Annotated in this window: 10 protein-coding genes; 4 read left to right on the top strand and 6 right to left on the bottom strand. The window is 64.7% G+C overall.

What is annotated here, in order from left to right; translation table 11 throughout:
• Positions 1-2 precede the first annotated feature (2 nt).
• The 3 genes from FJ417_RS22235 to FJ417_RS22225 form a co-directional block, all read right to left on the bottom strand.
• Positions 3-1,253: an LLM class flavin-dependent oxidoreductase gene (locus FJ417_RS22235; RefSeq protein ID WP_140784924.1), complete on the bottom strand. Its 1,251-nt coding sequence runs from the start codon at positions 1,251-1,253 to the stop codon at positions 3-5.
• A complete protein-coding gene (locus FJ417_RS22230; RefSeq protein WP_140784923.1) occupies positions 1,250-2,209 on the bottom strand; it encodes an LLM class flavin-dependent oxidoreductase in 960 nt (319 codons plus the stop codon). The genes FJ417_RS22235 and FJ417_RS22230 overlap by 4 nt, the downstream gene beginning before the upstream one ends.
• 394 nt (positions 2,210-2,603) lie before the next feature.
• Positions 2,604-3,524 (bottom strand): LysR family transcriptional regulator, encoded by a 921-nt coding sequence (locus FJ417_RS22225; protein ID WP_140784922.1) that lies wholly within the window; start codon positions 3,522-3,524, stop codon positions 2,604-2,606.
• 155 nt (positions 3,525-3,679) lie between these two features.
• Between FJ417_RS22225 and FJ417_RS22220 the strand changes: the two genes are divergently transcribed.
• The 4 genes from FJ417_RS22220 (at position 3,680) to FJ417_RS22205 (ending at position 8,057) form a co-directional block, all read left to right on the top strand.
• Positions 3,680-4,906: a urate hydroxylase PuuD gene (locus tag FJ417_RS22220; protein WP_140784921.1), complete on the top strand. Its 1,227-nt coding sequence runs from the start codon at positions 3,680-3,682 to the stop codon at positions 4,904-4,906.
• A gap of 2 nt (positions 4,907-4,908) precedes the next feature.
• Complete coding sequence (guaD, locus tag FJ417_RS22215) at positions 4,909-6,222, top strand: guanine deaminase (protein ID WP_140784920.1); 1,314 nt, start codon at positions 4,909-4,911, stop codon at positions 6,220-6,222.
• A gap of 75 nt (positions 6,223-6,297) precedes the next feature.
• Entirely contained in the window at positions 6,298-6,801 is a 504-nt protein-coding gene (locus FJ417_RS22210) for a heme-degrading domain-containing protein (RefSeq protein WP_140650681.1), read from the top strand.
• A complete protein-coding gene (locus FJ417_RS22205) occupies positions 6,798-8,057 on the top strand; it encodes a glycerate kinase (RefSeq protein ID WP_140784919.1) in 1,260 nt (419 codons plus the stop codon). The genes FJ417_RS22210 and FJ417_RS22205 overlap by 4 nt, the downstream gene beginning before the upstream one ends.
• Positions 8,058-8,336: 279 nt before the next feature.
• Here FJ417_RS22205 and FJ417_RS22200 read toward each other — a convergent pair whose 3' ends face one another.
• Genes FJ417_RS22200 through FJ417_RS22190 form a run of 3 tightly spaced genes read right to left on the bottom strand, consistent with a single transcriptional unit; the run spans position 8,337 to position 11,953 of the window.
• On the bottom strand, positions 8,337-9,110 hold the full coding sequence (locus FJ417_RS22200; RefSeq protein WP_181183274.1) for a UdgX family uracil-DNA binding protein: 774 nt from the start codon (positions 9,108-9,110) through the stop codon (positions 8,337-8,339).
• A gap of 48 nt (positions 9,111-9,158) precedes the next feature.
• Positions 9,159-10,565: a glutamine synthetase family protein gene (locus FJ417_RS22195; protein ID WP_140784917.1), complete on the bottom strand. Its 1,407-nt coding sequence runs from the start codon at positions 10,563-10,565 to the stop codon at positions 9,159-9,161.
• An 11-nt stretch (positions 10,566-10,576) separates the two neighbouring features.
• Positions 10,577-11,953 (bottom strand): aspartate aminotransferase family protein, encoded by a 1,377-nt coding sequence (locus FJ417_RS22190; protein ID WP_140784916.1) that lies wholly within the window; start codon positions 11,951-11,953, stop codon positions 10,577-10,579.
• Positions 11,954-12,027: the final 74 nt, after the last annotated feature.

Raw genomic sequence — 12,027 nt, 5'->3', positions numbered from 1 at the left:
ACTTAGATCGGCCGCTTGAGGCCGAGATGTTCGCGCAGCGTGCGCCCTTCATAGTCCTTGCGGAACAGCCCGCGTCGCTGCAGTTCCGGCACGACCAGCGTCGCGAAGGCGTCGAGCTCGCCCGGGAACCAGGACGGCATCACGTTGAAACCGTCGGCGGCGCCGCCTTCGAAGCGGGCCTGCAACTCGTCGGCGATCTGCTCCGCCGTGCCGACGATCCGCCAATGGCCGCGCGCGCCGGCAAAATAGCGCGCGAGCTGGCGGATCGACAGGCCATCGCGACGCGCCTGCTCGATGACCAGCGCCTGCCGGCTCTTCATGCCTTCGCCTTCCGGCAGTTCGGGCAGCGGCCCATCGATCGGATAGCGGCCGAGGTCGGAAATGCTGAGATAGCTGGAGAGCAGCGCCACGCCGACATCGTCGGGGATCAATTCCTGCAGCGCGTCGTATTTGGCCTGCGCCTCGGCTTTCGTGGCGGCCACGACCGGCGCGACGCCAGGCATGATCTTCACGTCGTCCGGCTGTCGTCCATAGGCGGCGAGCCGCCCCTTGAGGTCGTCGTAAAAGGCCTTGGCTTCCTCGAAAGTCTGCGCCGCCGAGAACACGACATCGGCGGTGCGCGCGGCAAGATCCTTGCCGTCGTCGGAGGCGCCCGCCTGCACCATCACCGGCGCGCCTTGCGGCGAGGGCGGGATGTCGAGTGGATCGCGCACCGAAAAGCTCTCGCCGTCATGGCCGGCGACGCGCCGATTCCACAACCCGGTGATCACCGTGGCGAATTCCCGCGCCCGCGCATAACGGTCGGCATGCGGCCGCAAACCCGTCGCGCCGAAATTCGCGGCCTCGATCGGACTGGCCGAGGTGACGAGGTTCCAACCGGCCCGACCGCCGCTCAGATTGTCGAGCGAGGCAAAAGTCCGCGCCAGGCCGTAGGGCTCGTTGTAGCTGGTCGATGCCGTGGACACGAGGCCGATGCGATCGGTCTGCGCAGCCAGCGCCGAAAGCAGGCTGATCGGCTCGAAGCCGATCGAGCGCGAGGTCTGGCTGGCGATGTTGATATTGGCCTCGCGCAGGCCGGCGGCGTCCTCGCAGAACACCATGTCGAACTTCGCCGCTTCGGCCGTCTGCGCCAGCTTTATGTAATGGTCGATGTCGATGCCGGCTCTCACATGCGCGTCCGGATGACGCCAGGCGGCGATGTGATGGCCGGTCGCCCACAAAAACAGGCCGAGCTTCATCTGACGCGCGCTCATGGCTTGCTATCCTCACTCAACCCAAGGCGATCGCGCAGCGTTTTGCCCTGTGCCTTGGCAAATCCGTGTCGCTTGAGTTCCGGCAGCAATCGCTCGACAAAAGCCTCCACGGCGGCAGCCCGCGGCTGCACAGTCAGAACGATGCCGTCGCAGCCGGATGAGAGGCATAGGTCCTCCAGACTACGGCCATCGTGTTCGGGCCCCCCATCGGCCACCGCCAGCACCTTGATCGCCACCGGGTCGCGCCCTGCTTCGTGCGCCCTGCGTTTGATCTCATCGCGGGTCGCTCTCGCGCCCGACGGTTCAAGCTTGTCCAGCAGCACGACATCGGCGCGGCGGCTGGCGAAATCGAGCTCCGTCCCTGCCAAGCCGGACATCACCAGCACTGGCACGTCTTGCGGCGAACGGGCGACATTGAGCGGCCCGCGCACCGAGAAGAATTCACCGGTGAAGTTCGCCGGGTGCATCTTGTCTGGATCGTGGAAGCGGCCTGATGCCTTGTCGAACAAGAAGGCGTCATGTTCCCAGCCGATCCACAAGAGCCGCACAATGTTGATGAACTCCCAGGCGCGGCGGCGAAAATCATCGTCGGAGAAACCTTCCGGCCGGCTGAAATTCGCAGCTTCGCGCGGGTTCTGCGCCGTCGTGGCGTTCCAGCCGACGCGGCCATGGCTGATGATGTCGAGCGAGGCAAAGCGGCGCGCCAGGTTGTAGGGCTGATGCGCGAGCGTCGAGGCGCTGGCGACGAGCCCGATCTTGTCGGTCACCGTCGCCAGGGCGGCCAGCAGCGTGGTCGCTTCGAACGGGCTGCTCGATGGCTTATCGGCGGAGTCGGAAATGATGACCATGTCCACGCCCGCCGCCTCCGCGTTCCGCACCAAGGCGGTGATCTGGCCGAAGTCGAGGACGTCTTGTCCGTCGGCGGCGGCGATGTTGAGCGAAATGGCGAGATGCATGGTGCGGTCCTTCGGTCGCCTTGAAAATCGGCAGCCGTTTTGGCTACCAACCTAGGCTCGCTTTCGCGCAAGGCAACGGGAGCAAGTGGGCCACCGGATTGTCACTTGCCAGCCAGCCTTCGCGTGTGTCGAGATGGAGGTCTTGACGGCCCGAAGGCGATTAGCCTGAACGCCCGTCACGTCGTCATTCTATGGCGGAGCAGACGCGGCGCAGACCATAGAATCTATTCCGTGACTTCGAAGCGTTGCGACGGTGCAGAATTCTGCTCCGCAGTACTCTACGATCAAAGTCACGGAATGGATTCTCGGGTCAGTGCTCCGCTTCGCATCGCTCCGCCCGTGGATGACGACGTCACGGACGCTTAGGCCAATCGCGATACAACGCTACCAGCCCTTACTTTCCGGCCAAGAGGTCCTTGATCAGCCGCTGGCAGCGCTCGGCCATGAAGTCGAGCAGCAGCCGCACCTTCGGGTCCTGCAGCTTCTTGTGCGGATAGACGGCGGCGAACTGCACCGGCGTCGGCGGCGCCTGGGGCAGGATCACCTTCAAGCGCCGGTCGCGGATGAACGGCTCGACCTCGAAACGCGGCTTGTTGATGATGCCACGTCCCGACAAGGCCCAGCCGGTCAGCACGTCGCCGTCGTCGGTGTCGTAGGGACCGTGCACCTCGAATTTTTGCGGTCCGCTCGGCGTCTGCAGCGTCCAGACATATTCGCGCGCGCCGGCGTAACGCAGCATCAGGCAGTCGTGCTTCTTGCCGATCAGTTCCTGCGCCTCGGCCGGCTCGCCACGGGCTTCCAGATATTTCGGCGCCGCCACCAGCACGCGCTCGCATTCCATGATGCCGCGCATCCTGAGGCTCGAATCCTCGATGATGCCGAGCCGGAAGGCGACGTCTATGCCTTCCTTCATGATATCGACATTGTGGTCGGAGAGCCTGAGCCGCACCTCGATATCGGGGTATTTGTCGTGGAAATCCGGAATGCCGGAAGCGATCAGCCGCCGGCCGAGGCCGAGCGGCGCCGTCACCCTGATGGTGCCGCGCGGCTGGCCGGAAAGTGCCGCGACCGCGGCTTCCGCTTCGGTGATCGCGTCCAGCACCTGCTTGGCGCCGGTATAGAACACCGTGCCGTGCTCGGTCGGCATCAACTGCCTTGTCGTGCGGTTGAACAGCCTGACTCCGAGATGCTTCTCCAGTTCCTTGATGCGATTGGAGGCGACCGCCGGCGAAATGCGCATGTCGCGCCCCGCCGCCGACAGATTGCCGAGCTCGACGACACGGACGAAGACGGCGATGTTGTCGAGATAGGCCATGCGGCGGCTTCCGTGGCTCTGAAAAGGCTGAACGAAGCAAGCCTAGTATTTTTTATTTTTTTTTGAAAGTCATCGCGCACCTCGCCTCTTTTCGTTTGCGCGCCAGCCCGTAAAGTCCCTCTCATCGGCAAGGACGAGTTCCCAGGGGCCACTCGATGACGGATTTCGCGATTTTCTGGGACTGGCTGAGTTTTGCGGTCCGCTGGCTGCATGTCATCACTGGCATCGCGTGGATCGGCTCGTCCTTCTATTTCGTTGCCCTCGACCTTGGGCTGCGCCAGCGTCCCGGCCTGCCTGCCGGTGCCTTCGGCGAGGAATGGCAGGTGCATGGCGGCGGCTTCTACCACATCCAGAAATATCTGGTGGCCCCGGCCGAGATGCCGGAGCACCTCACCTGGTTCAAATGGGAATCCTACGCCACCTGGCTGTCGGGCTTCGCCATGCTCTGCGTGGTCTACTATGCCGGTGCCGATCTCTTCCTGATCGACCCCAACGTGCTCAACATCTCGGTGCCGGTCGGCATCCTTCTGTCGCTGGCCACCATCGGCGTCGGCTGGATCGTCTACGACCTGCTCTGCCGCTCACCGTTGGGTAAAAGCGATACCGGGCTGATGCTGGTGCTCTACTGCGTGCTGGTGTTCATCGCCTGGGGGCTTACACACCTCTTCACTGGCCGCGCCGCCTTCCTGCATCTCGGCGCCATCACCGCCACGATCATGTCGGCCAATGTCTTCATGGTCATCATCCCCAACCAGAAGATCGTCGTCGCCGACCTGATCGCCGGCCGCAAGCCCGACCCGAAATACGGCAAGATCGCCAAGCAGCGCTCGCTGCACAACAATTACCTGACCTTGCCGGTCCTGTTCCTGATGCTGTCGAACCACTATCCGCTGGCTTTTGGCACCCAGTTCAACTGGGTCATCGCCTCGCTGGTCTTCATCATCGGCGTGCTGATCCGGCACTATTTCAACACGGTGCATGCGCGAAAGGGCAGCCCGACCTGGACCTGGCTGGGCGCCGCCGTGCTGTTCATGATCATCATCTGGCTGTCGACCGTGCCGAAAGTGCTGACCGGCGAGCCGAAGGCTTCCGCCGCGTCGGCCGCCGCCCAGGTCTACATCGCTTCGGCCCACTTCCCGGCCGTGCGCGACACCGTGCTCGGGCGCTGCTCCATGTGCCATACGGAAGAGCCGGTCTATGAAGGCATCTACCATGCGCCGAAGGGCGTGCTGCTCGACACCGACGAGCGCATCGCCGAGCATGCGCGCGAGATCTATATCCAGGCTGGCCGGGCGCATGCCATGCCGCCCGCCAACGTCAGCCACATAACCGACCAGGAACGGGCCCTTCTGGTCGCCTGGTTCGAAGGCGCCGGAAAGTGAGCATGACATCGAAACTTCTGCGCGGCCGCACGCTGTCTTTCCTGCGCTGGCCCGAAGCGATAGACGACCATTCCGCCTGGCGCTACGAGGAGGACGGCGGGTTGCTGATCGACAACGGCAAGATTGTTGCCGCCGGCTCCTATGCGGAGGTCTTGAAGAAGGCGGGCGCCGGCGTCGAGACGATCGACCATCGTCCGCATCTCATCCTGCCGGGCTTCCTCGACGTCCATGTGCATGTGCCGCAGATGCAGATCATCGCCTCTTACGGCGCCGAGCTGCTCGACTGGCTGAACAAATACACGTTTCCGGAAGAATCGAAATTCCAGAACGCGCAGCACGGGCGCCGCATCGCCAGGCTGTTCCTCGACGAGATGTTGCGGCATGGCACGACGACGGTCGCTGCCTATTGCTCGGTGCACAAATCTTCCGCCGAAGCCTTCTTCGCCGAGTCGCATGAACGCAACATGCTCAACATCGCCGGCAAGGTGATGATGGACCGCAACGCGCCGGACGGCGTGCTCGACACGCCTCGGACCGGCTATGACGATACCAAGGCGCTGATCGCCGAATGGCACGGCAAGGGCCGCCAGCTCTATGCCATCACGCCCCGCTTCGCCATCACCTCCTCGCCCGAGCAGATGGAGATGGCCGGCGCGCTGTGCCGCGAATATCCCGATCTCCACATGCAGACGCATCTGTCGGAAAACCACGCCGAGATCGCCTTCACCCAGGAGCTCTATCCCTGGTCGCGCGACTACACCGACGTCTATGAGCATTACGGCCTGCTCGGTAAGAAGAGCCTGTTCGGCCACTGCATCCATCTTTCCGAGCGTGAGGCCGATGCGCTGTCGCGATCGGGCTCGATCGCCGTGTTCTGCCCGACCTCCAATCTCTTCCTCGGTTCCGGCCTGTTCGACTATCAGCGTTATCGTCGGCGCGAGGCACCGCTCAGGATCGCGGCCGCCACCGATGTCGGCGGCGGCACCAACTATTCGATGCTGCGCACCATGGATGAAGGCTACAAGGTCATCGCGCTGAACGGTGAGAAGCTCAACCCTTTCCAGTCCTTCTGGCAGCTGACGCGCGGCAATGCCGAGGCGCTGTCGGTGGCCGACAAGGTCGGCACGCTGGACGAAGGCACCGATGCCGATCTCGTCGTGCTCGACGCTCACGCCACGCCGGGCATGCGGCTCAGGATGGAGACGGTGGAAACGCTGGCGGAAGAACTCTTCCTGCTGCAGACGCTGGGCGACGACCGCGCCGTGCGCGAGGTCTATGTGGCGGGGCGGCCGGCGAAGAGCGCCATTGCGGCGTGAGCTTTGATGCGCTCTCGGCTTGACCCGGCGTCAGTCATCGGCCAAAGCGTGCCTCGACGCTGACAGGGGAACGCCATGGCCACCGCCGACGACATCGCTCTGATCAAGAAACAGGAAGCCACGCTGGTCTTCCCGGCCTTCGACGAGGCCGTCGCTTTCAAGATCGGCTCTGCCATCAGGGATCGGGCGCTAAAGGAAAACCTGCCTGTTATCGTCGACATCAGGACCTTCGACCGGCCGCTCTTCTACGCCGCGATGCCCGGCTCGAATGCTTCCAATCCCGACTGGGCGCGGCGCAAGATCAACGTCGTGAAGCGCTATCTGAGAAGCACCTATCGCCTGGTGCTGGAGCAGCAGCGACCGGACCGCACCTTCAAAATCGGTGAAGGCTTGGATATCGCGGACTATGTGTTGGCCGGCGGCGGCTTCCCGGTCACGGTGAAAGGCGCCGGCGTCATCGGTGTCATCGCGGTCTCGGGCCTGCCGGAACGCGAGGATCATGGCGTCGTGGTCGACGCGCTTTGCGCTCATCTTGGCATCGATGCGAGCGGGCTCGCGCTGCCGCCGGAAGAAAAATGACCGACCCGAAAAGCTTCCTGACGTCGATCTTCAACGCCGCCGTCGCCGCCGCCGACCCGGAAAGGACGATCCGCAGTCATTTGCCGGCGAAGCCGAGGGGCCGCACCATCGTCATCGGCGCGGGAAAAGGCTCGGCGCAGATGGCGGCAGCCTTCGAGAAGGTCTGGGACAGTCCCATCGACGGCCTTGTCGTCACCCGCTACGGTTACGGTGCCAGATGCGAGCGTATCGAAATCATCGAGGCGGCGCATCCGGTGCCGGATGCCGCCGGCCTGGAAGCCTCGCGCCGGCTGCTTGAGAAGGTACAGGGCTTAACCGCTGATGATCTGGTGGTGGCGCTGATCTCCGGCGGCGGCTCGGCCCTGCTGCCGTCGCCCGCTGCCGGATTGACGCTTGCCGACGAGATCGCCGTCAACGAGGCGCTGCTTGCCTCCGGCGCGCCGATCGCGGCGATGAACACCATCCGCAAGCATGTCTCGACCATCAAGGGCGGACGCCTGGCCGCGGCCGCTCATCCGGCGCGCGTGGTGTCGCTGGTCGTCTCCGACATCCCGGGCGACAACCCGGCGCTGGTTGCTTCGGGACCGACCATTCCCGATACAGGCAGCCGCGAGGATGCGCTGGCGTCGATCGCCACCTATGGCATGAAGCTGCCGGCTTCGGTGATGGCGCACATTCAGTCGCCGGCCGCTGACGCGCCGCGTCCCGACGATCCGCGCTTCGCCGGCAACGAGGTGCACCTGACCGGCTCTGCCGGCGTGTCGCTGGAAGCGGCTGCCGCCGAAGCGAAGCGGCAAGGCATCGAGGCCGTCATCCTCTCGGATTCGATCGAAGGCGAGGCGCGTGAGGTCGGCGGCGTGCATGCCGCGATCGCGCGCGAGGTGGCGACCCGCAACCGCCCCTTCGCCAAGCCGGTGCTGATCCTGTCCGGCGGCGAGACCACTGTGACCTTGCGCGCCAAGGGCAAGGGTGGCCGCAACTCGGAATTCCTGCTTGCCTTCGCTATCGGCATCGACGGCGTGAACGGCATACATGCGTTGGCCGCCGACACCGACGGCATCGACGGCTCCGAGAACAATGCCGGCGCCTTCGCGGACGGCTCGACAGTGGCGCGCATGCGCGCGGCAGGTGTCGACGCCAAGGCAATGCTTGCCGGCAACAACGCCTGGACGGCGTTCAACGCGGTTGGGGATCTGTTTGTCCCGGGTCCGACCGGGACGAACGTGAATGATCTGAGGGCGATTCTTATCCGCTAGCGGCAAAGCTTCAAAGGTCGTCATTCCAGGGCGAAGCAGGAGCGAAGCTCCGTCGCGAAGACCCTGGAATCCATTCCGTGACCTGAGCCGTAGGATGCAGCGGAGCAGAACTCTGCACCGTTGCGGCGTTCATGCGTCACGGAATGGATCCTCGGGTCTGCGCGCGTCGCTACGCTCCTTGCTCCGCCCGTGGATGACGAAGCGACGAGCGTTTCGGCCAATCTCCTAAGTCGCAGGATACGTGCGTCTACGCGAGGCTCGTTCGGGCGCCTAAATTGATCACGCTCTCATCAGCCCTTTCACCTTCCGCATATCCTGCAGAAAGCGGTCCCTCTCGGCCTCCTTGTCCTCCCGATCGCGGATGCGCAGGATGAAGGAGGGGTGGATGGTCACAAACACGCGCAAGCCATCCTCGCGCTCGATCACATCGCCGCGCATCTTGGTGATCGGCACGGCCTTGCCGAGCAGCGACTGCGCCGCCGTCGCGCCGAGCGCCACCACGAGGCTCGGCTTGACGAGGTCGAGCTCCTTGTCCAGCCACCAGCGGCAGGCCTGGATTTCGCCGGCATTGGGCTTCGAATGGATGCGCCTCTTGCCGCGCGGTTCGAATTTGAAGTGCTTCACCGCATTGGTCACATAGACCTTGCGGCGATCGATTTCGGCGTCGTCCAGGGTGCTGTCGAATATTCTGCCGGCCGGGCCGACAAATGGCTTGCCGGCCAGATCCTCCTGATCGCCGGGCTGTTCGCCGACGAAGACCACGTCCGCGCTTTCCGGTCCTTCGCCGAACACGGTCTGCGTTGCGTCATGCCAAAGCGGGCAGCGGCGGCAGCCTTTCGCCTCTTCGCGCAACTCCGGAATGTCTTCGGCTTCAGGCGCCACCACATCGGCCGGCTCGGGCGTCGGCCAATGCTTGACCTTCACCTTGGCATGGTGCGGTGCTGGAGTGGTTGGCATCCGGGCGATCATCTCTGACGCGGCTCTGTCTGCTCCTGCTATCAAATCTGGAATGAGCGAGGCCACGGGAAGGTTCCGCCAATATTTCTTCGGCATCTCCTGCCGTCGCCAAAGCGCGATCGCCGCGCCTGTCAGGCCCTGTGCTCACACCTCGTGCAGATAGAGATGATAATCCAGCTCGCTGACGGTGCGGGCGACACGCAGATATTCCGCCTGCTTGATCGCCACGAAGGTGCGATGCAGGTCGGCGCCGAGCGCTGATTTCAGGAAATCGGAGCCCCTGGCCGCCTCGATCGCGGCGCGCCAGTCGGCCGGCATGGTCGACTTCTCCGGGGCCTGCTCGTAGCCATTCCCGGTCGTCTCGGGGCCGGGGTCCAGACCCTCACCCAGGCCTTTGACGATGCCGGCCAGCACCGTTGCGGCGATCAGGTAGGGATTGGCGTCGACGCCCGACGGCCGGTGCTCGATGCGGCGGTTCTTGGCGTCGCCCGCCGGCACGCGCAGCGCCACCGAGCGGTTGTTGACGCCCCATGTCGGCGCCACCGGCGCGTAGGATTGAGCGACGAAGCGCCGCCATGAATTGGCATGCGGGGCAAACACCAGCATCGATTCCGCCATGGTGTGGATGAGGCCGCCAAGCGCATTGAGCAGTGTTGGCGACCACTTTTCACCGGCGGCCTCAGTGAAGACGTTCCGGCCCGCATCGTCCTGCAGCGAGACATGGAAATGCATGCCCGAGCCGGCATAGGCCTCGATCGGCTTGGCCATGAAGCAGGCGGTGACGCCGTGCCGGCGCGCCTGTGCCCTGACCAGCCGCTTCAGCATGACGAGGTCGTCGGCTGCCCGCATCACGTTCTTGCGGTAGTTGAGCGTCAGCTCGTACTGGCCGGGCGCGTATTCGGAAATGACGGTTTCGGCCGGAATGCCTTGCGCTTTGGCGGCCGCGTAGATGTCGGAAAACAGCGGCTCCATGCCGTGCAGATGGTCGACCGAATAGACCTCGGTCTTGGCCGAACGGCGGCCGTCGAGCACCGCGCGGGCGGCTTGCACCTTGCCGTCCGCGTCGCGTTCGTTGGCAAGGAGAAAAAATTCGAGTTCGAAGGCGCCGGCCGGGTGCAGGCCGCGTGCCGCCAGCAGTTCCACCTGCCTTGCCAGCACCAGCCGTGGGTCTGAGGTCATCGGCTCGCCGTCGAGGTGGTGCATCGACATCAGCACCTGGCCGCGCGGCGGGTTGGTGCCGAAGAGCGGCGCCAACGTGCCTGGGATCGGCCATGCGCGCAGGTCGCCGTCGCCGGTGTCCCAGACCAGCCCGGTTTCGTGCACGTCCTCGCCGGTGATGTCGAGGCCGAGGATCGAGATCGGAAGATGCCGGCCGCTCTCGAAAATGCCCATCAGCTCGTGCCGGCGCACGATCTTGCCGCGACCGATGCCGTTGGCGTCGGTAAGCACGATGTCGAAAGCCTCGATCTCGGGATGCGCGTCGAGAAAGGCTTTCGCCTCGGCGGGCGTCGAGCCGGAGGGCGAAGTTGTTACGGCGTTCGGATTGTCCATCGCCGCTTTTCTCACGCCGTAAGCCTTGCCGCAACCGCGGCGAAGGCGGCGATCAGCCGGCTCACTTGCACTGAAGTCGTTGCCGGCGAGATAAGCATCATGTTGTGGAACGGCGCGATCAGCACGCCGCGGTTGACCAGCGCCACATGGATGGCGGCTTCCAGCTCCGGCGCATGCGCCTTTTCCGCCTCGTCACCGTTCCCGAGCGGCCCGGGCGCGCAGATGAACTCGACGCGGGCGCCGACACGCGCCACATGCCAGGGCAGCTTGTTGCGCGCGATGACGGAGGTCAGTCCAGCGTCGAGGCGGCGCGCCAGCCGGTCCATATGCGCATAGGCCTCCTCGGTCATCACCTCTTCCAGCGTCGCCCGCATCGCCGCGAATTGCAGCGGGTTCGCCGACAGCGTCGTGCCCATGCCGGAATAGCCGGGCTCCTTCACCCGGTTGTAGGCACCGTAGCGCGTGGCGACCTCCTCGCTCATGCCCCAGATGCTCGCCGGCACGCCGCCCGCCACCGGCTTGCCGAGCACGAACAGGTCCGGCTCCAGCCCGTGCTTGCGCGTATAGCCGCCGGGGCCGGTCGAAATCGTGTGCGTCTCGTCGATCAGAAGCAGAGTGCCGGCATCACGGGTCAAACGTCGCAGCGCGTCGTGAAAGCCGGGTTCCGGCAGCACCATGCAGGAATTGGTCAGCACCGGCTCGGCGATGACGCAGGCGACGTCGCGGTCAGCCAGTGCTGCTTCCAATGCGGCAACATCGTTGAATTCGACAACCTTCGTTGCCCGTGTCAGGTCGCGGAATTCGCCGGCCAGGCCCGGCCGGTTCACAGGCTTGCCGTCGATCAGCCGCACCATCGTCTCGTCGACCGAGCCGTGATAGCAGCCGTTGAAGACCAGGATCTTCTCCCGCCCGGTCACGGCACGGGCGACGCGCAGCGCGAAGCGATTGGCGTCGGTGGCGGTCGTGGCGATCTGCCAGTAGGGCAGGCCGAAGCGCTGCTGCAGCAGCGCGCCAATCGCCAGCGCATCCTCGCTCGGCAGCATATAGGTCAGCCCGCGCCCGGACTGCCTGCGGATGGCGCGGGCGACCGCCGGCGGCGAATGGCCGAGCATCGAACCGGTGTCGCCGAGGCAGAAATCGTCGAGCTTGTTGCCGTCGATGTCGGTGATGGTGGCGCCTTTCGCGCCCTCGACCAGGATCGGGAACGGCGTCGGCCAGTCGGTCATCCAGTGCATCGGCACGCCGCCGAGAAATCCGGCGATGCCGTTGCCCAGCTTCGCCTCGGATTTCGGCCGTGCCTTACGGAAGGCGGCCGCCTCTGTCTCGCGCAATTCGGCGATGCGGGCGACGTCGATGCCGCCGATGGAAGTTTGGTCGATTGAATGCATGAAGCCCCCTCAGTAGGCAGTAGGCAGTAGGCAGTAGGCAGTAGGCAGTAGGCAGTAGGCAGTAGGCAGTAGGC

Origin of the sequence: Mesorhizobium sp. B3-1-7, from assembly GCF_006439385.1 — a bacterium.
Taxonomy (GTDB): domain Bacteria; phylum Pseudomonadota; class Alphaproteobacteria; order Rhizobiales; family Rhizobiaceae; genus Mesorhizobium.
Note: the sequence above shows the minus strand (reverse complement) of the source record. Positions and strands in the feature narration are given on the sequence as shown.